The following is a 25,206-nucleotide window of genomic DNA, read 5'->3' as shown; positions in this document are numbered from 1 at the left end:
TCAAGCGCGATAGTGCTATCGAGCAGATGGGTCTACTTAAAGGAGATGGAATTGACGAGCGCAGTGGTCACAGGCATTACGGGGCAAGACGGAGCATACCTCACGCAATTGTTGCTTGAGAAGGGCTACGAGGTTCATGGCACCTACCGGCGTACGAGTTCGGTCAATTTCTGGCGCATGGAGGAGCTTGGTGTCCTGAACCATCCGAAGCTGAACCTAGTCGAGCACGATCTGACCGATCTGGGCGCAACCATCCGCTTGCTCGAAATGGCCCAGCCGCGTGAAGTGTATAACCTTGCGGCGCAAAGTTTTGTCGGAGTCTCGTTTGACCAGCCGGCTACCACGGCAGAAATCACCGGCGTAGGCGCGTTGAACCAGTTGGAAGCAATCCGTGTTGTTGATAAATCGATTAGGTTTTATCAGGCTTCTACTTCCGAGATGTTCGGGAAGGTCCAGGCAATTCCTCAAAAGGAAGACACACCGTTTTATCCGCGTAGTCCCTATGGCGTCGCTAAGCTGTATGCCCACTGGATTACGATCAATTATCGTGAGTCGTACGATATTTTTGGTTCGAGCGGCATTCTGTTTAATCATGAGTCGCCGTTGCGCGGCCGCGAGTTCGTGACGCGCAAGATCACCGATTCAGTGGCAAAGATTGCGCTTGGCAAGCTGGATGTGCTCGAACTGGGCAACATCGATGCGAAACGCGACTGGGGCTTCGCCAAGGAATATGTCGAGGGCATGTATCTTATGCTTCAGGCCGACAAGGCGGATACATTCGTGCTTGCCACCAACCGGACAGAGACGGTTCGCGATTTCGTCACCATGGCGTTCAAGGCAACTGGTGTTGAATTGAACTGGCGCGGCGCGGGAGAAAAGGAAGAGGGCGTCGATTCGAACGGCAAAGTGCTGGTACGCGTAAATCCGAAGTACTACCGTCCGGCCGAAGTTGAGCTGTTGATCGGCAACCCCGCAAAGGCAAAGGAAAAGCTTGGCTGGGAACCGAAGACTACACTGGAGCAGCTTTGCAAAATGATGGTCGACGAAGACCTACGCCGCAATAAGGCGGGTTTTTCGTTCTAAACGAGTAATTCGTGCATTGGGACCAGGCTAGTGTTTCGTCAGATCGGCCGAGATACAGTGGAACCACCAACCCAACTGATTTTGTGGGAGGTGGCTCTGCTGTCGATCGGTGTCGAGAGTACTCGCGACTCGAAGATAATACTGTCAAGCGTTTGGTCGGTTATGCTGATCAAATCGATGCCCGAATTCTTATTCACGCCGTTAATGGTTCTTCGGCCGGCATGCTGCGATTCCTCATAAAAAGGGCGATCTATGCACTTTGTCATCGTCAACCATCGATGAGCCGGGTAACCTCGCGCAGCTTGAATTTCATTTCGAATCCAAGGCGCGTTCAAACTCGCGAAGGAAAGAGTGAGGAAACGAATTTGTTTCCGACGAACGACTGGTTTTCGGAGACCGTCAACTTTCGCTTTGAGTTTGAGGAGGTGATTTACCGTGGTCTTATTAGTCACGCGGCTTTGCGCGAGCACTTTCACGCTGCGGATACCGACGATGGCCCCATGAACGCTTTCGTTCGCAATTCAGCACTCATCGCCGGCATTGCGGCTACACGGGTTCGCACTGCCGAATCTGGCGTAGTCAGGATCGAATCCTGGGATATCTGACGTCAGCGTGAAAACTCGTAAGCAATTCGCCTATACAAATCGACATACGAGTCGGCCATCTTGTCCGCAGTGAAAAGCTTGCAGAATCGTTGCTGCGCCGCAGATCCAAATCTCACTGCGAGCGCTTCATCGTGCCACATCTGGTCGATTGCATTTCGTAGCGCGGCGCGGTTGCATGGGGGCACGACAAGCCCGGTTTCATTAGCCATGTTCACATAAGACGTTCCAGTGCCAATTTCGCACGAGATCATCGGCTTGCCGAACATAGCTGCTTCCAGCAGTGAAATGCCGAATGCTTCCGATCTCAGATGCGACGGAAAGAGGAGCCCATAGCACAGCGTAAGCAGGGCGACCTTGTCTTCATCAGGCAGTGCGCCGACGAAATGCACGTTGCGCAAATCCAGTGCTGCAGCCTGCGACTTCAATTCATTCTCGAGAGGGCCACCACCCAGGATGACGACGGTGTAGTCGGAGCCCTTCAGGGCGTCCAGCAGGACATGCAAGCCCTTGTAGTAGCGCAGCATGCCAACGAACAGAAAGAACTTGGGTCCGACGCGAGCCCGCCATTCGGCCACTCTGGCTTGAGTTGCGGGAGGGTAAGCTTGTGTGTTTAGCCCGAAAGGGATCACCTCGACCTTATCTGCGAACCGCTGCAATACCACGCTGCTCTTCGCGTACTGCGGCGAGGTCGCAACGATGCGCGTGACGCTGCCGAGAAAACGCATCATCAGCGGCCGATAGAAGTGCAGAAGCGTTTTCTGCCGGACTATATCCGAGTGATAGGTGACGACCGTCGGCTTGTTCAAACGTGTGAGGAAATGCGCCATGTCCATGAACGGCCACGGGAAGTGGTAGTGGATCACGTCGGCGTGCTGGGAGAGTTCCTTCAACCGGGAGAGCGACGACAGCGAAAACGCCGACGATGCAATATTGAGGTCGAGCCGCGCCCGATAGTGCATGTGGTCGCCCAGATCCACTGTTGACGTGTTGCGACTGACAGTGAGTACGTCGCTTGCTACACCTCGACGTGCAGAGCCGCTGCAGATCTCACCAATCACCTGCTCGATGCCACCTATCGTATCCGGCTTATAGGTCTTATAGAAATGAAGAACTCGCATGCTAGCGGATGAGGGTCTTCCACCAGACGGCGTAAGGCTGGGCGAGCCACCACTTCAACGGTACATGGCCATGATGGCGGCGCACTGTTTCCATCGCTTCCTTGTAGTGCAGGCGGCGATGAATACGCGTTTTGGTTTCATCGTGGTTCCGGTTGACCGCGACTTCTTCATCGACAAAACCAAGCGGACCACCGGTGCGATAAAGACGCCACCAGAGGTCGTAGTCGAGCGCCATCTTCAGGGACGTGTCGAGGCCTCCGACTGCGGTCCAAGCGCTGCGCCGGACCAGTGACGCTGGCTGGGTGATGACGCAGCGTGTTGCCATGCGGCGCTCGTTAAACGGTTCGACCCACGCGGGAGTGCGCCGACCAGTAACCTCATCGAGATGCAGCGCCTTGCCGTACGCGGCTGGCCACATGGAGTGCCGCTCTAGTGCTGCGACGAGTTTGCCGAGGCCACCGGGCAATAAGAAGTCATCGCTGTTGAGCCAGCAAACATACGGTGCTGTACCGAGGGCAATGCCTTCGTTGATTGCCGCAGCCTGCCCGTCGTCCTTGTGACTACGCCAGCCTGCAAGCTTCGATTCCCAATTTCGAATGATAGAAACCGAATTGTCTGTCGAGCCCCCGTCCATCACGAAGATTTCGGTGGGGACACTTTGCGAGGCTATCGATCGAAGGGCGTCTTTGAGGAAGCGCCCTTGGTTGAACGAAGGAACGACGACAGTAACGGCGGGCTTGCGATTGGGCATACGTTGGTGAGCTACCGCTTGTCCCCGTTCAGGAAACTTTGATAGGCGAGGCGCAAGCCTTCTGGCAACTCGGTCTTCGCTTTCCAGCCGAGCGCCTTCAGTTTGTCAACAGACAGGAGCTTGCGCGGTGTGCCGTCGGGCTTTGTGGTGTCAAACGTCAATTTTCCGTCGAAGCCGACTGCCTCGATCACCGCTTGCGCTACTTCGCGAATCGTGACGTCCGTTCCTAGGCCGATGTTGAACAGGCCGGACGGCACACCGGATTCCATCATGAAGACGCAGGCGTCCGCCATGTCGTCGACATACATGAATTCGCGGCGCGGCGTACCTGTGCCCCAGACGACCAGTTCGTGATCGCCGCGCAACTTCGCTTCGTGCGCCTTGCGAATCAGCGCCGGCAACACGTGGCTGGTCGCGAGGTCATAGTTGTCGTTGGGACCGTAGAGGTTGGTCGGCATGGCGCTCGCGTACTGCGTACCATATTGGCGGTTGTACGCGTCGCAGAGTTCGACTCCGGCAATCTTAGCGATGGCATACGGCTGATTGGTCGGTTCGAGCGGACCAGTCAACAGGTAGTCTTCGCGGATAGGCTGAGGACACTCACGCGGGTAAATGCAGGATGAACCGAGAAACAGCAGCCGCTGGACACCTGCTTCGTAGGCCGAATGGATAACGTTGTTCTGGATGGCGAGGTTCTGAAAGATGAATTCGCCAGGATACGTATTGTTCGCGTAGATGCCCCCGACTTTCGCCGCCGCGAGGAAGACATAATCCGGTTTTTCGCGCTGCATGAACGTCCGCACGGCGTGATTATCTTCAAGATCCAGTTCCGCGCGCGTCGCACTCAGGACGTTTTCATATCCGCTGGCATTCAGGCGGCGCACAATTGCTGAGCCGACCATGCCACGATGACCGGCGACGTAGATTTTAGAAGCCTTGGTGATGGTTGCTGCGCTCGTCGACATTGTCGATATCTCTCACTCATCAAAAGGATGGACCAGCCGAACCCTCGAGTCGCGCCAGAATGGTCGCGCGGTAAGCCACATCTGAGGTGGAAATACCAGCTGCTCCAGTTTCGGCGAGAGGCGATCTCTTAGGCGCACTAGCAGGTAACGATCAACAATTATAACATTAGTGTCATCATCAAAGCGTCGCGCGGCGGACGTTGAGCCACCGGGTTCGTGGTAAATTCCATTGAGTAGGAACGCGCAAAAGCGTCTTTTAGCGCCCGCGTTACACCTGTCGATTTATTAAATGGATGGACGATGTTCGCGGCTGACCTGTTCGCCCATAATCGGTTGCGTCATCAATGACGTGGCATTTATTGGTAGATGGCGTCCATTATTGACGTCTGATGGTCAAAAACATTACGCGTAATGGCATAATTGCGCCGCATTGCCGGAACCGTGCGTCGGCAGGGGCGATGTCATCCGTTAACTAGAAGATATCCTCGAAATGACCGGACTGTGCAACTTATGCCGGCTGCGTAAAGATTCCGTAATCTTGACCGTGATGGCTCTAAAGCGCAGTAGTTGGCGGAGCTAGCGGTTTGATCGGAGACCAAAACGTGAAGCCAGCCCGGGTGCCGGTTTCAGGCGAACTAAAATCGTTGATTAGGTGGTGAGGGAGCATTCTTGAGAGAGACAAATCAGCTTGGATTTGAATCAGTACTGTCCGGGAAGCGGATCCTGGTAACGGGCCACACAGGCTTCACCGGAAGTTGGGCTTGCCTCTGGCTCAAGCAACTGGGTGCTGAGGTCGGAGGGTTCTCGCTCGCGCCCGAAACTTCGCCCTCGCTCTATGTTGAAGCCGATGTCGCGAACGACGTAGCGGGAACCGAAGGAGACATCTGTGACTTCCACGCTGTGCTTGACTGTTTCACGCGCTTTCAACCAGAGCTAGTGCTTCATCTTGCGGCGCAACCTCTCGTTAGGCGGTCGTATCGCGAGCCGGTCTTGACCTTCGCTACCAACGCGACAGGCACCGCCCATGTGCTGGAGGCGGCACGCGCTACCGCCAGTTGCCGTTCGATTGTCTGTGTCACGACCGATAAGGTCTACAAAAATAACGAGTGGGCGTGGCCCTATCGGGAAAACGATGCGCTGGGAGGGAAAGACCCGTATAGCGCGTCGAAGGCCGCAGCGGAGATGGTGATCGACAGTTACCGCTATTCGTTCGGATCTGACTCCCGGCATCCGGTAGGAATTGCAACGGCACGCGGCGGCAATATCATTGGCGGCGGAGACTGGTCGGAGGACCGGTTGATCCCTGACTTTGCGCGAGCAGTAAATACCGGCGGTTCGTTGACGCTTCGCTATCCCGACGCAACCCGGCCGTGGCAGCATGTGCTGGCCCTTGTGCAAGGGTATTTGATGCTGCTCGCTGGTTTGGAGCGAGACCGTGCAACATTTGCGCGCGCGTGGAATCTTGGCCCGCATGAATCTCGCCAATTCAGCGTTCGTGACGTGCTCGAGATTCTCTCGGACGGCTGGGAACGCCCAACCCTGGATTACCAGCAGAACCCATTACCGGAAGCCGTCGCACTGGCGCTTGACAGCTCCCTTGCACGCAATGTTCTTGGATGGACTCCCCCTTGGGATACCAAACGTGTGGTCAAGGAAACCGCGGCCTGGTACCGCGCTTTTCATTCAGGCAATACAGGAGCACGTGAGCTTTGCATGCGCCAGTTGGCAGATTGGCGCGAAGGAATGCGTTCGTGAATCTATTGCTGACGGGAGCCTCGGGCTTTATCGGCATGAATCTCGCGCGCACTTTGCTAGCGCGAGGGCATCGGGTGGTCGCGATTGGGCGGCGCGCGTGTTCGGTCGAGGGTGTACTCAACATTGAAAGCGCGCGGCTCGACGCGACCGTTTTGCAGCAGGTCATGGCGGCGCATCGTTTCGATGTTGTGTTCCATCTTGCGGCCGCAGGCGTGCATCCTCAGGATCGAAACCGGACCGAGTTGGTCCGCGTCAATGCAATGCTGCCTTCCGACGTCGTGGCCGCTGCCAACGCGTCTGGGATCGGTGCAGTGGTTCTGATGGGCAGTAGCGCGGAATATGCAGCCCAGCACATGGACATGCTCACCGAGGACATGCCGCTCGAGTCGCATAAGCTCTACGGTGCGTCGAAGGCTGCAGGCGGTTTGTTGGCATTGGCGACGGCTGCAGAACAAGGTCTTCCGGTTGCAGTGCTTCGCGCATTTAACGTGTATGGGCCGGGCGAGGCTGCGCACCGCCTGTTGCCATCGCTGATCTATAACCTGCAATGCTCCAAGGCCGTTGATCTTTCGGTGGGAACTCAGATTCGGGACTTTTTGTACGTCGACGATGCATGCGACGGATTAGCCGTTGCAGCGCTCGCGTTGATAGAAGGCCGAATGAAAAATGGCGCTTACAATCTGTCGACCGGTACTGAAACATCGGTCCGCGATTTTGCGAGCGCATTGGCGGGCCACATGGGCGCAGACGAATCCCTGTTGCGCTTTGGCGCGCTCGCGCTGCGTCCGGATGACCTCCCGGTTGTTGTTGGTGATCCGGCTCGCCTGCAACAGGCAACCGGTTGGCGCGCTAGTCATTCACTCGATGACGGACTGCGTGCAACGTTGCGTCAAATCGCATCGAATTAATTGCCATGGAAACAATATCGATGGACACTTCGGTAGATCTTCCGCTCATCTCAATTTCAGTACCTGTACTAAATGAAGCGGACAATCTTGACCTGTTATACGCCCGTCTCCGAAAGTTGAGTGAGACCATGGCCGACAGGTGCCGGCTCGAATTCCTGTTCACGGACAATCACTCATCCGATGCGACGTGGGAGAAGCTGACCGCCTTGGCGAGTGTCGACCAAAGAGTTCGCGCGATCCGCTTCTCGAAAAACGTGGGCTTTCAGCGTTCGATCCTCGCCAACTATATGCATGCGCGCGGTGATGCAGTCTTGCAAATCGACGCAGATTTGCAAGACCCGCCTGAGTTGCTGGAGCAATTCTTCCAGTTGTGGCGCGACGGGTACCACGTTGTATACGGTGTGCGCGAAAAACGGCCGGAGGGATGGCTGATCAACACCTTTCGCAAGTTCGGCTATTGGACCATCGATAAACTCAGTGAACACGCGATTCCGCGCGATGCTGGCGATTTTCGTCTGGTGGACCGCAAGGTCATTGACGCATTGCAGCGGTATCGTTCGTCGAATCCCTATTTGCGCGGGTTAATTGCCGGTATGGGATTCAAGCAGATCGGGGTGCCATATTCGCGTATGGCCCGTGTTGCAGGGTCGAGCAAGTTTGGCGTGGCGCAGTTGGTCAAACTCGGGTTGGCGGGCGTATTTAATCACTCGGTATTGCCGTTGCGGCTAGCAACTTATGGTGGCCTGTTTCTCCTCGGGCTGTCGGCCTTCGGGACGGTCTATTACCTTATCCTGCGTGCATTTCATCCCGACCTACCACGCGGCCTCGCCAGCATACATATCCTTGTGCTGTTCGGCATAGGGTTTCAGTCGCTGCTGCTGGGCATTCTTGGCGAGTATTTACTGCGCATCTATTTGATATTACGAGCTGAACCCGTCGCGATTGCGGAAGAGACCCTGAACCTCGCCCCGGCGGATATCAGACTTTAGAAAGTTGAGGAGAATTTTATGAAAGCTGTGATTCTTGCCGGCGGATTAGGCACGCGCATTGCCGAAGAGTCGGATTACAAGCCGAAGCCGATGGTCGAGGTAGGTGGTCGTCCCTTGCTGTGGCACATCATGAAATCATATGCGCATCACGGTATCAAGGAGTTTGTGATCTGCCTTGGGTACAAGGGTTATGTGATTAAGGAATTCTTTTTCAATTACTACCGTCACACAGCAGATCTTTCGATCGATTTGCGAACGGGTGCGCACGAGGTTCTTAACTCGCAATCCGAGGACTGGAAGGTCACGCTCATTGATACCGGCGCAGATACGATGACAGGCGGCCGGTTGAAACGTGCGGCGCCTTATCTGGGCAGCGAAACCTTTTGTCTCACCTATGGTGACGGGCTTTCAGATGTTGATATCACCGCCGAAATCGCTTTTCACCGAAAGCACGGTCGACTTGCAACGGTTGCTGCTGTGCAGCCACCAGGTCGCTTCGGTGTACTCAACTTGGCGTCCGACGGTGGCGTAACGAGCTTCGAAGAGAAGCCTAGCGACGAAATCGGCTGGATCAACGGTGGTTTTTTTGTTGTTGAACCGAGCGCTATCGACTACGTATCGGGCGATGAGATGCCTTGGGAACAAGATCCGTTGAAGAATCTGGCCCGTGACGGAAAGCTCGCGGCATTTACCCATCACGGGTTCTGGCAACCTTGTGACACTTTGCGCGACAAGCGGCATCTTGAGTCTTTGTGGGAATCCGGCAAAGCGCCCTGGGCGACATGGATCCGATGATGAACGATGAAAAGGCGGGCGTCGACCGACCGTTGCCGGGCGTTCCGCGTCAGCAGGCCGGCTGGAAATCATGGATCAGACAGGTGCTTGGCGTGGGGATCTCCCTCGTCTGTCTTGTTCTAGTTTTCCGGCGGGTAGATTTCGATGCACTGAAACTTGCTCTGTCGGATTTTCGCTGGCATTTCCTTGTTGTTGGACTTGTTTCGCTTGCAATTGACTATTCCGCTCGCATCGAGAGATGGAAGGTGATGCTGCGCGCGGCGGGCGCGAACGTAAGCACTCGCCAATGCATTGCACCGTTTCTCGGGTCAATTGCATTGAATAACGTGCTGCCGTTGCGTGCGGGTGACCTGGTGCGCGCGCTTGTGTTTCCATCGGCTATCGGAGTAAGCCGCGTGACCGCGACCGCGAGTCTCGTTTTCGAGCGGTTGATCGATCTGCTGACGTTGCTTTTGTCTTTGGGAATTGGCTTGCTCATTTCACCGATGCCGCTGCCCGAGTGGATTGGCAAGACGGTGATGATTGTTGCAATCGCGGGTGTGGCGGGGTTGGCGACTATTGTTGTGTTCGGACGTTCGTTGATCTCAATGCTGGAATGGATCGCACGCCGCTTCGAGCGCATGCCAGCGCTAGCGAAACTGATCCGACTGGCCGCGTCGCTGATAGAGCAGTTGAGCACAATGGGCAGCTTGCGAACAATGTTGCACGTGCTGCTTCTGTCGACAATCGTCTGGGCGGGCGAGGCAGGGTTGTTCTGGGCGATGTTCAGAGGCCTCGAGATGCACGCGGACTATGCTTCGTCCCTCATGGTCATGGCCATCGCTACGCTTTCGACATTGGTACCATCGTCGCCTGGCTATGTTGGCCCGTTTCACCTTGCAGCCTTTGCAGCTGTTCGTGCGCTCGGCGGTACTGAGGCACAGGCCGCCAGCTTTGCTGTTCTCGCTCATTTGTCTCTTTGGTTGCCGACCACGGTCGCCGGAGGCATTGCAATCCTGTTGAATCCGAAGCTGTTTGCCGCGCGTGCGCGCAGTTCGGTTTCTTAGCTGAAAATCAATACTGGATGTGTTCCATGAATCAACAATATGACGTCGCCATTGTGGGCGCGGGTTTTACCGGCTTGACCGCAGGCTTGGCTTTGAGCCGCGCAGGCCGGAAAGTGCTGATCGTGGAGGGCGATGCCCATCCGGGCGGCCTCGCTGGAACCTTCCAGTTTCAGGATGGCGTAACCATCGAGAAGTTTTACCATCATTGGTTTAACAACGATGTTTATGTGCCGCAGCTTGTGAAGGAGTTGGGTCTCGAGGGCGAGATCGTGACGCTGCCTTCGCGGACTGGCATGTATTTCAACGGAAAGATGTGGCGGCTGTCCACCCCGCTTGATTTGTTGCGCTTCTCGCCGCTGTCGATCATTGACCGGATCCGATTAGGCTTACTGGTTTTCCAGGTCCGCAAGATCAAGGACTGGCGGCAGATCGAGCATTTGACAATCCGCGAGTGGCTCGAGCCGCTGTGCGGCAAGACGGTGTACCGTGTGGTGTGGCAGCCCCTGATTGATGCAAAGTTTTCTGTGTTTGCCGATGCCGTCAACGCCGTGTGGTTCTGGAAAAAACTCGTTTTGCGCGGCAGCACGCGAGACAAACAGGGCGGCGAGCAACTAGCCTATTTCCGTGGCGGGTTTGGTCGTCTCGCACGTGCGATGTCCGACGAAATCGTAAAGCGCGGTGGCGAGGTGCGCTATAACGTGCGAGCAACCGGAGTGCGTGCGGCGAACGGGAGTATTGAAGCGCTGCAGTTGGGGACGGAGGAAGTTAGTGCCCGACAATATTTGCTTACGCCGGCTTTCCCTCTAATCGCGGATTTGCTCGAGAAGGTGAGTGCCCCGAAATGGATCGAGTCGTTGCGCCGCGTGAACTACCTGGGCAATATGTGCCTCGTGCTTGAAATGGATCGGAGTCTTTCCGACACCTACTGGCTCAACGTCAACGATCCTGGTTTTCCGTTTGTTGGAGTTATTGAACATACCAACTTCGATCCGCCGGCTAACTATGCTGGCAATCACATCGTGTTCCTGTCGCGTTACATTGCGACGGCCGACCCTGTCTGGAAATACGGCGACGAGCAGTATCTTCAATATGCGCTGGATCATTTGAAGCGTATGTTCCCCGAGATGCAGCGTTCCTGGATCAAGGATTTCCGGCTCTGGCGCGCTGATTATGCGCAGCCGGTCACTGAACGCGACTATTCGAAGTACGTACCGGGGCGTGAGACCCCTTTTGCTAACGCGCTGATTTCAACAATGGCTCAGATCTACCCTGAAGACCGCGGCACGAACTACGCGATTCGGGACGGGAAGGAAGTGGCCGGTGTTATTGAAAGTACGCTTGCGGCCAGCGACCCGATGCGGGAAGCACGGGATGCCAGCTGAACAGTGATGAGATGACAGTAGCGATCTACTCGATAGCACTGCTGACCGCATTACTGCATGTATGGTTGCCCGGCTGGGCGCTTCGTGAAATGGTTGGGGCGCTGGGGCTCAAGTTTCGTAGAACCGGCGCAAGTCGCTTCCTGACACCGTTTGCACTGGGTGTCCATTTGAATGCGGTGTGGTTTTTGTTTGCGTGGGTATTGTTTCCAGGCGGGTCGAAGCCATATCTGGCTGTCGGTACCGCCGTTCTCGACCTGATCATCATTGGCGGCGGCATCATGCTGTCGCGTAGGACTCCCGCTCGAAAACGAGGCTCCATTCCGGCATACCTTGTGACGGTCGCAATTCTCGGGTTACTCGTTGGCACGTTTGCGTGCTTTCAGGTTCCGAGCGTGCTCGACTCGATCCAGATCCTGCAAATCCAACACTTTGTTTTGGGTTGGGGATGGAATGCCGCGGACAATGCGGCGACCGGGGCTCTTGTCCGGGCGGTAGGTTTGTTGACTGGGACCATTCCCTGTCCTCCAATGCCGGGTTTTTCCGGCATCATGCTGCTACCCGCTCTGTTGCAAGGAGCTCTGCCGGTCGCTACGACCAGCGCCGGCATGAAAGTGCTGCTCGTGCTAATGGCAGCTTTCGTGTCCGCGCATGTTGGCGAGCGCCTCGGACTTCGACCGCGTCTGATGGTCACGCTAGTGTTGTTCGCAGGTTTGGTATTAAGCCGGTTCGGCATGTATGGCATGATCAATTTGGGCAAGGACTCGATCTTTGCCGTGCCAATGTTCATCGCCGCGGCGGTGTCGCTGGCCAGTGACAAAACCGGGCGCCATCGGCACGAGTCAAATGTCTATTTTTCTGCGGCTATCTTTCTCGGTAGCGTGGTTGTGCCGTATGGGCTCGTGTTTTGGGCGATCTACTTGACGCTGTCGTTGGGCCGTTCTCGTGTATTGCCCGATCTCGTTTCGTTGCTGGCGTGGACACTTTTGGCCCTGCCTGTTTCCATTTCGGGGATTCAATCGTCTCTGCAGGCTGGGGAGGGCAGTCATCAGCCTTTGCTGACTTTAATCGTTTGTCAGGCGGTCCTGATTCTCGGACTTTGTCTGTTGCGACGTTATATGCGCAGTGCCGGCCACGACCGCGCCCTGTTTCAGCGCCTTACGCCTTTCGTGCCGCTGGTCGCTTTCATATTCTGTTTATGCCTGATGCCTGCGGTTGCTCACATCGCAGTTTGGACTGACGCATTCGGGCATGCCGTGATGGAAGAACGGGCCCCGCTCGATGGCCACACGCGATTTGTCACCTACCTGCTTCGTTCTTTTAAAGAGAACTTGTCACCGATGATCCTGGTCGCTGTTCTGGGCTGCATGTTTCTTCCGTTTGCAAACCCGAGATATCGGCAACCCGGATTTGTCGCACTCTTTTCGTTTTTACCAGTGACATTGGTGCTCGTTCTTTTGCATTTGAAGTTGGGTTTGCATGGTCTGACTGACTTCAATATATGGGACATCGCCAAGAACGTCCCTCAGTGGTTTGTCGGTCCATTATTTACTGGGTTCGCCGTTATGACATTTTCGGCGCTGAAAGGTCTGCTCATCGCAAGAGGAATTGGCGGCGCATGGATGAGACGGGGACCGGTCGCAGTTGCCGGTGTGATGCTTGTGCTCGCGGTGCTCGTTGTCGCGGCGCGTAACCGAGACTTTCGTAATGCGATACGTGTCCATACGCTGACGCGCCCCACGCTGACGGCAGCGGGGGGATATGTGGACCCTGATATTGCGCAGGCGATGGCATTTGTATGGGCTAACGCACGCGGCAAGCCGGTGTTTGTCTCGCACGCGTCCATTTTCATGGGCGGTTTTTATCTATACCAGATGTTTGGGGCGGGCAGCACATTCGAATTCGATCAGCGCTTATTGAATGCCGAGTTCCCCAAGTCTTATCCAAGTGTTTCTTTTCTGCTCAATGCTAACGATCTTGCGAAAGTCGAAGATTTCGCTCGTTCGTCCAAAGCGTCCATGTCGGTCTCAGCCACTCGCAACCGCAATTATTTGGTGCGTGTGAGTTTCAATGGTGAAGGGCGTGTTTCAGGTAATGGCCTTTAGACCTGTGTGCGATTCATGGCATCAATGTGATTCTCACATCTCGTTTGTCAGCCGATATGGGAACAGGGCCTGGCACAATGGTCCCGATCTCGAGCAGCCGTTAGACGTCAAGCATGGTGACCCGGAGAGCTTCCTTATCGGGCAATTCGCGCAAGGTGTTTATGATGGCGCTCTTGCCTAAAGCTGATATTTTCCCAATGCAAAAAACAACGCCTCGCGTCCCCTATTATCTGCTGGCATCGCTAGTCGGTATCGCCCTTCTAATGGACTTCGGACGCTTCATCGAGCTAAGCATGGATTTCGTCCAGCACTTCATGCTCGTCGATGAAATCATGAAGCATGGCGAGCGGCGCCCGGAGGTACAGATCGGGATCATGAGCATATATCCGGCGGGTGCGCATTGGCTTGCTGCTGTGGGGGGCTGGATTGGCGGCTCTGGGCTTGTGGCAATCGTGTTGATTTCTATCGCATCTGTGTACGTGTCATACCTGCTCGTGCTCGAGCTGGTTGGAAAAGATTCCCCCGTAAACTTAGTCCTGGTCGCGGTCGCATTTATCCTGCTTGCGCACACTCACTCGCTGATCGGGTGGGAAGTAGTACTCAACTTCTTCTACTCGCAACAAGTGGCTGACGTTTTGCTTCTAATGACCCTGGGCACCCTTGCCCGTATGACAAATGTATGGGCTCGAGCGTTTATTGTGCTCGTGGTGGGCGTTGTCAGTATGTGGGTGCATGCGCTGATTGCGATCCAGATCCTTGGTTGTGGCTTGTTGCTGATGTTCTATGAGGGCGTTCGGGCGTGGCACGCGGGCCGGTCGCCAGTAGTGATCGCACGCGCGCTCGGCATAACCGGAGCAGGGACCGTGCTAATCCTGCTCTTCCATCCCTCATTCAAGGCTATGCGTGCTGCGGCGGAAACGAATGGCTATGTGCAATTCAGCTATTCCTTCACTCTTGTGGCAGCGACAGTTTGCGGAGCGATCGCGTTGCTGGCGTTGTGGAGAAACTTCAGCGGCCGTTCGCTGAGCGAAGTTGACGCTGTACTCGGATGCGCGGGACTTGCGACGGCCATACTCGCGGTTGTGCAATATATTGTCTTGCACGTCATGCACGCCGGCTCCGATTATGCCGTCAAGAAACACATGTTTGTAGTCGTGACCCTGGCGATGATTAACGGCGTAAGGTTCGTGGGTGATCGGTGGCCGCGTCCGTGGCGGTATGGATGGCTCGCTGCGCCAGTCCTCGCGGGATTCGCGGCTTTCCATATCTTGGAACCCTTTAGTGTTCCTGTCGTCCCGGTACTCCGCGCTATCGAGTATGCAAATCACGTTGCGCAATTCGATTTACCTGGATTCCGGCCGGGCAATACGGTGTCATACGATAAAGAATTATCACCCGAAATCAACCTTATGATCTCCAACACGTCATTTCAACATCCGTTCGGGGACAAGCAGACTGTTTGGCTTAACGGGGGGGATCCAACTGTTGACGCGCAATACGTTATGGTTCGGCGTAGCCCGGAGATCGACGCGCGATGCAAGGATCGGTTCGCCGAAAGCGCGACCTATGTAATGGTCATGCCCGACTGCATGAAGCCTTAGCGAAAATGCCTTCCGTCCACCTTTACATGCCTGCTGCGGAGTCGATGACGTAGTTGACGCAATGCATGATGATGGCACCGGCAAAGTTCTGAATGGGGTGGCTTATCAGGACTGGGATTTAAGATAGCCGCTCATGTACAAGTGAACGAGCTCCGTGTCCACTCTTCATCGTGTTGGTGAGCATTTGGAGGCCGGCGTCGCTTGCGTGGAACTCTTTCTCCTACTTTACGCTGAAGAACCAAGGGTGAGTTTCGAAAAAGGCCATGCCTGCATCCAGCACGAGCAGCCCACTCCAGAAATACCACCAGAGTCGTTTGGAAACGCGATGCTTGCTCCAGCAAGCCTTCCAAACTCCGGCAACGCCAACAATGGCCGCTATGCCGAGTCCAGCGGGGCCGATCAGCACGCAAAGCCCCAATGCCGCACCTAGGCTAACGGACACCCAACCGAGCACATACAGATCGCATTTGATCGCAGCTTTGGCTTCGTGCATATTGTCGTTCATTGATCAGCATCCCTTTTTTCTGTCGAGAGTATAAGTACTCCATTGAGAGACTGACGATCAGGCCAAGCACGACCGGTTGACCTAGGCGATGCAGACATTGTATTTCGCGGCCACTAATTTATCCACACGCCGCAATAATCTCGCGGTCATGCAGATACCGGTCAATAACGGTGTCGGCTATGTGCATTGCTCGATCGAGTTTCCTCCGCAACTCGGCTGCGGCCAAGCGTCAGGAAAACTGTCGGAAGAGGACTAGTTGGGAGACCGTTCACAAAAGCTGAATTCCCCTTCCAGATCACACCCCTTAGCATGCGGCTGTCGCCTCTGCTGCGGCATCGTTTCATCCCGGCCTCCGCTCGCGTTGCACGAGCAGCGACCGGTTCTTCCTCGTAAACTAACATGTACAAAGTCGATAACATAAGATCTCCGGAGTTATAAGAGCTATGTAAAAAAAATAGGTAAATTTACTTTGCGGGGTTTTCTGACATAAGCGTGAACACAAAAACTAGATGCGCGGATCGCTTCTACCCACGGTGGACGGAAAGGTGGCGGTCGCACCATTGGAGTCGGACTACCCGGTTGCCGATCCATCCTCTTTTCCTCGTTATCTTATGAGTTTCTTCGCTAGAAGTAATGCAACTGTAAGAAAAGAACTATACGAGGCTTACGTGAACGTAGATAATGTCCACCCCAATGTTCAGCATTGCCATTTTCCGGGTTGCAACCACCGTCTCGCGCTCGAAGGGAGGGCGGCTGGGGAATGGCTCCCCTCGATGCGATGGTTCGAAACGATCTGCTCGAGATGATCGAAGATCGCGCGGCGGGGCAAGGCGACCATCGTCACCAGTCAGTTGCCGATCGAGCACTGGCACGGCTGCATCGGCGATGAGACCATCGCCGATGCGATGGTCGACCGTCTTGTACAGCGACATCACCGGATCACGTTCACCGGTGAATCACTTAGAAAAGCAGCCCTAAAGCCCAGGGTCATGGAGTTCCAACTCGACCAGAACTGACCAGGAAATCTACAATCGACACCGCAACGCCCAAACCGCCGAATCGGTCACATTCCAGATCCGCGGTCACGTCGCCGAATACGCAGAACGTTCGTATAGCCGAACGACAATGGCGCAAAAATCTACAATCTCAGTGTCGATGTCACAGATCAGCGTAACTAGGACTAGGCAGATCGCGTAAATTTGACCACACGCATGACGGCGAACCCATCCCCTGCGACTTGGCGCATGCAGCAACAAGTCAAGCCCTGGAGTTGGCATGGTGGGCTTGTCTCTTCAGAGTGAAAGCCAATGCTTGGCGAAGCAGATAACTTCAGCAGGACGCGTAATAAACCCAAAGTCAGGGGCGGCCCCATTTCAATTTACACCAGTGCGCGATGAGAGTCCTGTGCCCAGGCTATAGCGCTCGAATCGAACTACGTTTATCTTACGTTCAGGCGGATAACGCGCCGGCCCTTAGCGAGGTCAAAAATTGGCTTGGATTTTTTCGAAATGGAAGCAGCGCGGTTTGAGTCGAGAAATGCGCTACCGGCCTCTAGGGGGGAGCGGTCTGCAAATAAGCGCCGTCGGATTTGGGACATGTCAGTTGCGCATGATTCCACATCAACAAGCAATCGACACCTTAAAGCGCGGGTTTGATCTAGGCGTAAATTTTGTCCATACCGCACCCGACTATGAGGGGGCAGAAGACCTGGTAGCGCAGGCCGTCAAGGAATCCGGCCGGAAAGTCTTGGTATTCACCCAGGGATACGGCGCAATTTCCCATTTCGAATGGCTTTTTGAAATGGCGTGCAGGCGTGCTGGGACCAGCACACTGGACGTGTTTGGAATAGCTTGCGTTGAAGATAGGGAAAGCCTGAACGAGAACGTTTGGGGCGCAGGCGGAATGATCGAGTTCCTGCTCGAGAAAAAGCGGGAAGGCCGATTGCGTTCGATATTCGCCGAGTCGCATGGCGCGCCGGAATATATCAAGAGACTGATTCAATCGAAGGTGTTTGATTCGATTCTACTCGCTTACAACACGCTCGGCTTTCACGCCCTGTCTTACTATCCGGAGCCTCCCGCCACCTTCGAGACTCTATCTCGAAACAAGCTCGAAATTTTCCCTCTGGCTCGCGAGCATGGGGTCTCGATCCTCTTGATGAAGTCCCTGGGGGGCGGACTGCTGTGCAAAGGGAAAGCCTTTGCGCCTCACGCCCGCTTCAGTACGGAAGAGCAGACGCCAACCGCCGGCGATGTGCTGCGCCACCTGCTGCTTGACCCTGACATCACAGCAGTGGTGCCGGGTACCGCGTCCGTGGAAGAGGCCGAAGAAAATGCCAAGGCAGGATTCACCAAACCGCCATTTGGCCCAGAACAGGCACGACAGGTAGAGGCGTCCAGTGCACAGATGCAACAGACCTTATGTACGCGGTGCGGACACTGTGATTCTCTGTGCAGCCACAATCTCCCTGTTTCCTGGTTGTTTCGTGATGCTTACGTTTCTACTATTGCTGCGGAGACGTTTGAAACCCTGGATCGGCTCCAGTACTTTCACTTGCATCCGGGTGAAGTATCGACATGTAGCACGTGCAATGATGTGACCTGCAAATGTCCGTCCGGGTTAGACATTAAACACAGTTTGACGCTGGTTCACTCAGTCATGCTTGACATTAGGAAAAAAGGACTACTTCCGCTGACGCCTGCTCAAAGCGCGTTGCAGCAACCACGCGGCCCCTGGCGCGTCAGGTTGTTCCAGACTGAAGTCCCGGATGCATTAGCGCGCGGGCAGTCCAGGACGTGCCGGCTTTGGTGTGAAAATGCGGGCGAAAAAAAATGGATACCGGCAAGTGGCTGGACCAATGGGCGCGGCTTGATCTTATCTGCGCGGATTGGCGGCGTGCATCAAACGGTCCCTTTGCGGCATGAAGTAGAACCCCATACGCGGACCCATTTTACCTTTGAGATAAAGGCCCCGGCGCAGCCGGGCAACCATCATCTTGAAGTTTTCTTGCGGTCGGTTGGCGATGCCATTTCACCCATGCCCGAAGAGGATATTGCGATATGTTCCTTTCCAGTCGACGTAAAGTAAGCGGTGAAGAACCCACGCAGCTCTCCCGAATTTATGATGCGGCGTTTGGCGAAGTTAATCTTCCTGCCGAGCTGGCGTCAGGTGCAATGTGGAGCTTGCGTGTGGGGGTCCAGAACCGGTCCAGCTGGATCTGGCGACGTCACGACCCTGAAGCGAAAAACGTGGATTTGACGGTGTGGATCGACGGTCAGATTGCAGTGACAAAAAGTTTGCCTGTTGAGGAGGTGCACCCTGGTGAACGCGTCGACTTTCGCGTGTCTTTTCAAGTTCCAGGCAAGGTCGGGCTGCATGAAATTGTGATAGACATGATCGAGCAGAATGTCGCACTGTTTAGCGACAAAGGCTCGGCGCCCCTTAAGGTCAGGATTAAAGTTTTTGCCGCGCCTGTGACGCAAGGCGCCGTGCTGCAGGAGAAAGCCAATCGGCTTTGTCCTTGGAATTATCAACCGTCTGCCGGAATTCAGGCGGGGGCGGGCGGGGCGCATTACCCATTGTTTGTCGCCCGGTCGAAAGGGGCGCACTTCTGGGATACGGAGGACAGGCAGTACATCGACTATGTGATGGGATGGGGTTGCGCGTTGCTTGGATACGGCGAGCCTCGTGTGCAGGAAGCAGTTCGGCGCGCGCTTGAAAGCGGCGCGGTCGTGCCCCTTCCACATGCGTTGGAGGTAGAGGTGGCAGAAATGCTTACCGAAGACATTCCCTGCGCGGAACGCGTGGTGTTTGGGAAGAATGGCTCAGATGCCTGCACTGTGGCCGCACGGCTTGCCAGAGCGTACACCGGTCGAAATGTCATTCTTTATTCGGGCTATCACGGCTGGCAGGACTGGTGGGTTGAGCAAGTTGGTTCCGAAAATTGCGGCGTGCCCGATCGCCCGACTCCATTGATTCATCGGTTCAAATTCAATGACCGAGCGGATTTTCAACAACTGTTTGATCTGTATAAGCGTGACCTCGCCGCTATCATGCTTGAGCCGTCTGGACCAGCCGAGGGACCGCAAGGTTCTCCTCAGGACGCGGATCCCGCCTTCCTCCTGTTCCTGGCTGATTCAGCGAAGAGGGCAGGGGCGCTGCTCATCTACGATGAAATCATGACGGGCTTCAGATATCCCGGCGGAACTGTTCAAAAGGCGACCGGCGTTATTCCGGATTTGACTTGTTTGGGCAAGGCGCTTGGAGGTGGCATGCCTTTGTCCGCTCTTGTGGGACGTGCAGCGATCATGGAAAGCGCCATGCATCGCACGCACTACGGACCGACATTCAAAGGCGAAATTTACTCGCTTGCCGCCGCCAAGGTCGCACTGGGAATATATCGTTCCGAACCAGTTGCCGAACACGTTTGGGCGCATGGAAACAAGCTTCGGGAAGGGGTCAACCGGTTGTGTTCAGAACTGGGCGTCAACGCGCAGTGCGTCGGACCCGCCTTTCGTGCGACTGTAGTGTTCTCGGACAACGACGTTGGTCTCCTGCGACTCAAGAGAACGCTCTATTTTCAAGAGTTGCTGAAACGGGGAATCATGACTTACAACGGCTTCATGTTGCCCAGCTATGCGCATGACGATCACATGCTGAATCAGCTTCTCGAGTGCGCCGGCCTGGCGTTTGAGTGCGTTGCGCGGGCGGAGCGGTATGGAACGCTGGACCGCACTATCGAGATTCCACTACTTTGAACGAAATTATTGTTGAGGTTTTTTTATTGACGGACATTAGCGTATCCATTTCTGTTGTGAATTTTGCGACAAGACGCTCGAAATCCGGGAATGTTTCAGCATCGCGTGAATCACTGCAGCGACACTTGTCGCAAACGGCACAAACGTCGCTCTGTTTTTGTGCGCTGCGTAAATGTTTAAAAACCGGATTTTTCCATAAATTCAAAAATTCGTTTTCTCCTGGAAAATTGAATGTTGTCATCTGTGAAAGTTCAGCGCTCGACAGCGGACCGATGCAGGGGTACATGTAGTTAGACACATTGCGTGCCCTGCTACCTTTGTGCGTGCTGCCAATGCATCCCATACGCCAAAGAAATCTGCAGAAGTTGTCCTGCGTCTCGGAGTGCAGGAAAGCATCCGCCAGCTTGCTTAACTGCCATTCGTTCTTCTCAATCTTCGCGAAATCATAGAATCCACGGACCTCCAGACCATACCGAACTGTTTTCTCAGCCGAGGGTGATGGAATTTCCAATGACACCTGGTGAATACCGGCTTCCCGAACAGTTTCCTCATAGATAGCATCGTATTCAGCCCTGAAGTTTTCTAAGGTTTCTTCTGGACCAAAAGTATGGGCAACGGTGTGATATCCCAATGCGGCATAGGGAAAAGCGGTTAATCGGTCAATTCCGAGTTTTCGGCACAGCGCGGGCATTTTGGGTAAATCTGAAATATTCTTGCCATTCAAGACCATCGATCCGAAAACGAGTGGAAACAGTGTGCCGCTCTCACGTTTCGCTGTCTTTAATTTTTCCAGGTTAGCGCAAACTCGATCGAAATGATCCTCCTGGTGCTGCATCTGCCAGGATTCTGCGCTTGCTGCATTGAGAGAGACGTTGATCCACCTCACCTGGTTCAGCAAGGCATCGATGAGACCGGGGCGATGCAACGCAACAGCATTGGTAAAGAAATTGAGGCCGAGGTGCGGGAAACTTCTGGCAAGGTAGTTGATTATCTCTGGTAAATGCTTGTTTAGAGCGGGTTCGCCCAAACCGCTCGATAGACGCAGAATCTGGACGTGGCGTAAAAAATCCAGTCGCATGATCTTTGTTAAATCCGAGAATTCATAGATGGCGTTACTGTCTGTATAAGCGCAGAAACGGCATTCCAGATTGCATGCGCCGGTGAGTGAAAGATGAATTTCGGGCGGAAGGCTGTCAGGTTCCGTGATCCCTTGTCGGTATTCTATTTCATTGATCAAGGCGTTGAATACCCAGGGTATCTGTGACCTGTTACGGTGTTTTAATAGCGCGTCGATCGTATTGTCGATTGTACTAGCTCCTTGATGATCTTCATCCTGTTGAGATTCAAGTAATTCATAAAATGCAGCGTTGATGTAGATAGGAGCATCGCTATAGGACCGACCCATCTTTATCTCGATATCGTCCAGCGTTGGTGAATGGTACGCTGACGTGCTGGATGGTGGAATCTGGTGGGCGATCAGATTGTTGCTCAAACTAAATTTTCGAGAGACTGTGGTGGCAGTTAGAGCGTGCAGAGCAGTCCATACGTCATGAGACGAGACGGTATTATTCCGCCATGCAATTCCGTAATAATCTTGAGTACCCGGGTTCGTACAAACTGCCGGTATTTCATCACTCACTTGGTCCAGAAGTGCAGCGATTGGGGGAACGTCTTGCAAAAGAAAACTCGGATTAACAATGACGTGAGTACCGGAGACCTTCAGATGTTGAGGCTTGAGGTATTTTCCGTCACTCAGACGCAAGATGCGTTTTGTGTCATTGTTGATTAACAATATTTCCGTATGTTTGGGCACAAAAACCTGCGCTCTTGCCTGGAGATATTGGATAAGGCGCGCGGCCCATGCGGAAATCCCAAGAGGTGAAGGTACGCGCGCCGGTAGCACAACATAGCAGTAGGTTTCGTTAGCATCCCGCCGGCGGAGTAGTCTCATTATCGTTCCTTAAACGGATGCTATGCCGATCAATTATTCGCATGGCGGTGGATCGCCTGAACTTTATCCTGAACGCGCTTGTACGGATAATCTGGAGCCAGCTGGCGCTATAGAACAGCCCCTCTGTTGCTCGCCTGACCGCTTCGGATCTAACGCTCCGATAGAAGCACGATACTCGGTTCGAGGTCAAATCGTGAGATATCTTTAGTGAATTCCAGTTCTTTTTTGCGCGCAAGATCATCGATTACCTCGCTGCAGCAATGTTCGAAGACCTGCGCTCATATTGATACAATGACGTCCGACTGTTGGAACCGGGTCCATTCCGGAATCGGCGGTTAAAAGCCCCGAGCACTAATCGCGCTCGGGGCTTTTCCGTTTTCATGGGTGCCAAGCCGCTTGCAAGCGGGTTAGGCGAAATCGTAGCAGGTGATACAAAAAATAATGTATCTTTGCGACTTTTCTTGAAAGAAGACGCGGCATGAATGCAACGATCCCGATGATGAGCGCCCTGTCCGGAGTTCTGCTAGTACTTTTCCCTGGGTGGGGAGCCAAACAGATCCTCGCGAAGTTTGGCCTGCGATGGCAATCCGATGCGGCGTCGGCGATCTTGACCTCGTTTTCCTTCGGGATCCATGTCAACGCGCTAATGTTTCTTTTCTGTTGGGTTTTTGTAAGTGGGTCTCCGAGCACGATTGGTATATCCCTCCTCGTCCTTGATCTCGCAATTGGCTGCAGCGGATTGATCTTGAAAGGTCCAGTTGGTCCGGTACGAAGCTCCCTATGGGCGCTAATTACGCTGGGACTTGTCGTGGGCGAGTACGCTTCATTCCAATTCCCCAATGTACTGGACTCTGTGCAGATCCTTGAAGTGCAACAATATCTGCAGGGATGGGTCGGAGGAGTGGCCACTTTCCCAACAGTTCTCGCCCGTGCGTATCACATCTTGATGGGTGGGATGACTGTACCGACGCAGCCTGGTTTTGCTGGCCTGATCTTCATTCCATCGCTACTTCAACCGGATTTACCGGTAGCGACGTCGGCGGCAGGCATGAGGGTTATCCTGTTCGCATTGGCAGCGGTAGTGTCCGACTACGCCGCTAAGCAATTTGGCTTTCGCCTCCGAGTTGCTGCCGCACTGTTGATTCTTGCAAACCTTGTATTTAGCCACTATGGTCTCTACGGCATGTTCTTTGTCGGGAAAGATTCCATCTTCGCTGTGCTGTTGGCGATCGCTTCCGTAGCTGCTATCTATAATAATGATCCGGATTCGAACGAGCCAGGACTGTTCATGTCGGCAGCCGTACTACTTGGTGCAGTCGTCGTTCCCTACCTTTTATTATTCTGGGCTATTTACTTTTTTGTCTCTCCATGGACAACGGCGCGCAGGGTATTCCGGCAGGCCATATGGTGCGTGTACCCCTTGACAATCGCTGTTGTCGGTGTGCGCGCGGCATTCGCTGGGGCCGGAAGCCATGTCATAGGCTTGCTGCCAGCATTCATCGCGGAGATCGCAGGGCTCGCTATCGCCGCGTATACGTTCCGGAAGCTAAGACATGAACAAGTTGAGACGCCCCAGTGGTGGCGCTTCGTGCTCGCATGCATACCTGCTGTGTCAATCATCGGTATTGTGCTGCTGTTGCCTGCGAAAGCACACATCATTCAAGGCTACAGGGGTACGGCGCCGGTTGTGATGTCTTATCCACCACTGGATGGGGTAATGACTGCATTCGGATACTTCTACAAGATGACTCCGATGAACAACCCATGGCTTTCGACGGTGGCGCTTATCATGTGTAGTCTTGCTCCGCTGGTTATCAAGCGATTCCGGTCACCGTTTTTTATTGCACTGTTTGCGTTCCTGCCGACCTCGGCATTCCTTGTACTGATTCACCTCCGGCTCGGATTGCATATCTTGCCGGACTTCAACATATGGGACGTGACCCGCGACACGGTCCAATGGTACGTCGGCGCATTCGCCGCGATCATCGCTTTGATCGGATTAGCAGCTATCGGTGAAAGGCTTTCCCCAGCGGCCAGCGTTCTCGTAGTGCCTGTTGCCGCTGCTCTTTTCCTCGTGGGCGTGCAAGCCACCTTCAAATATTTTGCGTGGCTTTTAAATCAGCCCGTGACGATGACAAGCTCAGGAGGATATCTGGATGCCCCTACGGCGCGCGCATCAGACTTTCTTTGGCGTGAAGCGCGAGGAGAGCCGGTATTCGTCAGCCAGGAATCCGCGCTTGGCACCACCTTTCCGATCTATCAGATGTACGGGGCGCGCCGGGTTGCTTATTTCAGCGATGAATCGCTCTCAGCTTCCGATGAGAAAGCAGTTGCCTATTTTGTGAACGGGAAGGATGCCAAGAAGGCGGTCGAGTTCGGCAGCCAACACCATGCAGACGTGAACGTTCTGGGCCTATCGAGCGATTCATATATCGTCCATTTGAAATTCGACGGAAGCGCAAAGCTTACCGCATCGGATGTGCCGAAGCTTTCCGTTGGCATCGACGACAGCGCCTATCCGATAGAACATGCCCAAGGAAGAACATTCCGGTGGATCGGGCCTGACAGCAAACTGACCTTGAACAGCATTCTGGGAGGAGGCGAGCAAACTTGCGTTGTTCTCCAACTGATCAATCCATGGGGCGACAAATCGCTGTCGGCTACGATCACGACTTCGCGAGAACAGCAGACAGTCGATGTCCCCTTCGATGCGACTTTCGCCAACCCGCTGACCAAACAGGTTTGCGTAGCGCTGGCAAGCCATGACGAAACGATTGAAGTGAAATCAAACAAGCCTGCTCAGCACTTTCCCGACGACTACAGAAATATCTCTTTTGGGCTGGTCTGGCCGCCAGCGCCCCATTGAAGCAGAACGGAGGCAGTCTTTCGCTCC

At 54.5% G+C, this 25,206-nt stretch carries 18 protein-coding genes and 1 pseudogene; 14 read left to right on the top strand and 5 right to left on the bottom strand.

Going from position 1 to position 25,206, the window contains the following annotated elements; all coding sequences use genetic code 11:
- The first annotated feature begins 45 nt into the window (after positions 1-45).
- Positions 46-1,083, top strand: a complete 1,038-nt coding sequence (gmd, locus tag ACRWA7_RS29775) for a GDP-mannose 4,6-dehydratase (RefSeq protein ID WP_438394160.1) — start codon at positions 46-48, stop codon at positions 1,081-1,083.
- Between the two features lie 11 nt (positions 1,084-1,094).
- A complete protein-coding gene (locus ACRWA7_RS29770) occupies positions 1,095-1,688 on the top strand; it encodes a hypothetical protein (protein WP_438394158.1) in 594 nt (197 codons plus the stop codon).
- A gap of 2 nt (positions 1,689-1,690) precedes the next feature.
- On the opposite strand, the gene ACRWA7_RS29765 is transcribed toward ACRWA7_RS29770, so the two are convergent.
- Genes ACRWA7_RS29765 through ACRWA7_RS29755 form a run of 3 tightly spaced genes read right to left on the bottom strand, consistent with a single transcriptional unit; the run spans position 1,691 to position 4,522 of the window.
- A complete protein-coding gene (locus ACRWA7_RS29765) occupies positions 1,691-2,806 on the bottom strand; it encodes a glycosyltransferase family 4 protein (protein WP_438394155.1) in 1,116 nt (371 codons plus the stop codon).
- A 1-nt stretch (position 2,807) separates the two neighbouring features.
- Positions 2,808-3,557, bottom strand: a complete 750-nt coding sequence (locus ACRWA7_RS29760) for a glycosyltransferase family 2 protein (RefSeq protein ID WP_060858436.1) — start codon at positions 3,555-3,557, stop codon at positions 2,808-2,810.
- Between the two features lie 11 nt (positions 3,558-3,568).
- Positions 3,569-4,522: a GDP-L-fucose synthase family protein gene (locus ACRWA7_RS29755; RefSeq protein WP_438394151.1), complete on the bottom strand. Its 954-nt coding sequence runs from the start codon at positions 4,520-4,522 to the stop codon at positions 3,569-3,571.
- A 669-nt stretch (positions 4,523-5,191) separates the two neighbouring features.
- On the opposite strand from ACRWA7_RS29755, the gene rfbG reads away from it, so the two are divergent.
- The 8 genes from rfbG (at position 5,192) to ACRWA7_RS29715 (ending at position 15,100) form a co-directional block, all read left to right on the top strand.
- Entirely contained in the window at positions 5,192-6,277 is a 1,086-nt protein-coding gene (rfbG, locus tag ACRWA7_RS29750; RefSeq protein WP_438394148.1) for a CDP-glucose 4,6-dehydratase, read from the top strand.
- On the top strand, positions 6,274-7,185 hold the full coding sequence (locus ACRWA7_RS29745; RefSeq protein WP_438394146.1) for an NAD-dependent epimerase/dehydratase family protein: 912 nt from the start codon (positions 6,274-6,276) through the stop codon (positions 7,183-7,185). Before rfbG ends, ACRWA7_RS29745 begins: the two co-directional genes overlap by 4 nt.
- Positions 7,186-7,205: 20 nt before the next feature.
- Positions 7,206-8,174: a glycosyltransferase family 2 protein gene (locus ACRWA7_RS29740; RefSeq protein ID WP_438394144.1), complete on the top strand. Its 969-nt coding sequence runs from the start codon at positions 7,206-7,208 to the stop codon at positions 8,172-8,174.
- Between the two features lie 18 nt (positions 8,175-8,192).
- Complete coding sequence (gene rfbF / locus ACRWA7_RS29735; RefSeq protein ID WP_438394143.1) at positions 8,193-8,969, top strand: glucose-1-phosphate cytidylyltransferase; 777 nt, start codon at positions 8,193-8,195, stop codon at positions 8,967-8,969.
- Entirely contained in the window at positions 8,969-10,015 is a 1,047-nt protein-coding gene (locus ACRWA7_RS29730; protein WP_438394140.1) for a lysylphosphatidylglycerol synthase transmembrane domain-containing protein, read from the top strand. The genes rfbF and ACRWA7_RS29730 overlap by 1 nt, the downstream gene beginning before the upstream one ends.
- 26 nt (positions 10,016-10,041) lie before the next feature.
- The gene (locus tag ACRWA7_RS29725; RefSeq protein ID WP_438394139.1) at positions 10,042-11,397 is read left to right on the top strand and encodes an NAD(P)/FAD-dependent oxidoreductase; all 1,356 of its coding nucleotides are present in this window, start codon (positions 10,042-10,044) and stop codon (positions 11,395-11,397) included.
- Positions 11,398-11,408: 11 nt separating this feature from the next.
- Positions 11,409-13,499: a hypothetical protein gene (locus ACRWA7_RS29720; protein WP_438394136.1), complete on the top strand. Its 2,091-nt coding sequence runs from the start codon at positions 11,409-11,411 to the stop codon at positions 13,497-13,499.
- A gap of 161 nt (positions 13,500-13,660) precedes the next feature.
- Positions 13,661-15,100 (top strand): hypothetical protein, encoded by a 1,440-nt coding sequence (locus ACRWA7_RS29715; RefSeq protein WP_438394133.1) that lies wholly within the window; start codon positions 13,661-13,663, stop codon positions 15,098-15,100.
- A 220-nt stretch (positions 15,101-15,320) separates the two neighbouring features.
- On the opposite strand, the gene ACRWA7_RS29710 is transcribed toward ACRWA7_RS29715, so the two are convergent.
- A complete protein-coding gene (locus tag ACRWA7_RS29710; protein WP_438394131.1) occupies positions 15,321-15,605 on the bottom strand; it encodes a hypothetical protein in 285 nt (94 codons plus the stop codon).
- 754 nt (positions 15,606-16,359) lie between these two features.
- Here ACRWA7_RS29710 and ACRWA7_RS29705 point away from each other — a divergent pair.
- The 3 genes and pseudogenes from ACRWA7_RS29705 to ACRWA7_RS29695 form a co-directional block, all read left to right on the top strand.
- A pseudogene (locus tag ACRWA7_RS29705) lies at positions 16,360-16,621 on the top strand (ATP-binding protein); the annotation flags it as partial.
- Positions 16,622-17,141: 520 nt separating this feature from the next.
- Positions 17,142-18,692 carry an aldo/keto reductase gene (locus tag ACRWA7_RS29700; RefSeq protein ID WP_438396827.1) on the top strand — a complete coding sequence of 517 codons (1,551 nt, stop codon included), beginning with the start codon at positions 17,142-17,144 and terminating at the stop codon, positions 18,690-18,692.
- Positions 18,665-20,362 carry an aminotransferase class III-fold pyridoxal phosphate-dependent enzyme gene (locus ACRWA7_RS29695; RefSeq protein ID WP_438394128.1) on the top strand — a complete coding sequence of 566 codons (1,698 nt, stop codon included), beginning with the start codon at positions 18,665-18,667 and terminating at the stop codon, positions 20,360-20,362. Before ACRWA7_RS29700 ends, ACRWA7_RS29695 begins: the two co-directional genes overlap by 28 nt.
- On the opposite strand, the gene ACRWA7_RS29690 is transcribed toward ACRWA7_RS29695, so the two are convergent.
- The gene (locus ACRWA7_RS29690; protein WP_438394126.1) at positions 20,340-22,313 is read right to left on the bottom strand and encodes a radical SAM protein; all 1,974 of its coding nucleotides are present in this window, start codon (positions 22,311-22,313) and stop codon (positions 20,340-20,342) included. The genes ACRWA7_RS29695 and ACRWA7_RS29690 overlap by 23 nt on opposite strands.
- A gap of 478 nt (positions 22,314-22,791) precedes the next feature.
- Between ACRWA7_RS29690 and ACRWA7_RS29685 the strand changes: the two genes are divergently transcribed.
- Complete coding sequence (locus tag ACRWA7_RS29685) at positions 22,792-25,179, top strand: hypothetical protein (RefSeq protein ID WP_438394123.1); 2,388 nt, start codon at positions 22,792-22,794, stop codon at positions 25,177-25,179.
- Positions 25,180-25,206: the final 27 nt, after the last annotated feature.

Origin of the sequence: Caballeronia sp. DA-9 (assembly GCF_051615025.1) — a bacterium.
Taxonomy (GTDB): Bacteria; Pseudomonadota; Gammaproteobacteria; order Burkholderiales; family Burkholderiaceae; genus Caballeronia; species Caballeronia sordidicola.
This window is presented reverse-complemented; position numbering and strand designations above follow the sequence as displayed.

Coding starts and splice junctions, on each gene's coding strand:
- gmd (WP_438394160.1), top strand. CDS start 46: ATGGAATTGACGAGCGCAGTGGTCACAGGCATTACGGGGCAAGACGGA.
- ACRWA7_RS29765 (WP_438394155.1), bottom strand. CDS start 2,806: ATGCGAGTTCTTCATTTCTATAAGACCTATAAGCCGGATACGATAGGT.
- ACRWA7_RS29760 (WP_060858436.1), bottom strand. CDS start 3,557: ATGCCCAATCGCAAGCCCGCCGTTACTGTCGTCGTTCCTTCGTTCAAC.
- ACRWA7_RS29755 (WP_438394151.1), bottom strand. CDS start 4,522: ATGTCGACGAGCGCAGCAACCATCACCAAGGCTTCTAAAATCTACGTC.
- ACRWA7_RS29740 (WP_438394144.1), top strand. CDS start 7,206: ATGGACACTTCGGTAGATCTTCCGCTCATCTCAATTTCAGTACCTGTA.
- rfbF (WP_438394143.1), top strand. CDS start 8,193: ATGAAAGCTGTGATTCTTGCCGGCGGATTAGGCACGCGCATTGCCGAA.
- ACRWA7_RS29730 (WP_438394140.1), top strand. CDS start 8,969: ATGAACGATGAAAAGGCGGGCGTCGACCGACCGTTGCCGGGCGTTCCG.
- ACRWA7_RS29725 (WP_438394139.1), top strand. CDS start 10,042: ATGAATCAACAATATGACGTCGCCATTGTGGGCGCGGGTTTTACCGGC.
- ACRWA7_RS29720 (WP_438394136.1), top strand. CDS start 11,409: ATGACAGTAGCGATCTACTCGATAGCACTGCTGACCGCATTACTGCAT.
- ACRWA7_RS29715 (WP_438394133.1), top strand. CDS start 13,661: ATGATGGCGCTCTTGCCTAAAGCTGATATTTTCCCAATGCAAAAAACA.
- ACRWA7_RS29710 (WP_438394131.1), bottom strand. CDS start 15,605: ATGAACGACAATATGCACGAAGCCAAAGCTGCGATCAAATGCGATCTG.
- ACRWA7_RS29700 (WP_438396827.1), top strand. CDS start 17,142: ATGCGCTACCGGCCTCTAGGGGGGAGCGGTCTGCAAATAAGCGCCGTC.
- ACRWA7_RS29695 (WP_438394128.1), top strand. CDS start 18,665: ATGTTCCTTTCCAGTCGACGTAAAGTAAGCGGTGAAGAACCCACGCAG.
- ACRWA7_RS29690 (WP_438394126.1), bottom strand. CDS start 22,313: ATGAGACTACTCCGCCGGCGGGATGCTAACGAAACCTACTGCTATGTT.
- ACRWA7_RS29685 (WP_438394123.1), top strand. CDS start 22,792: ATGAATGCAACGATCCCGATGATGAGCGCCCTGTCCGGAGTTCTGCTA.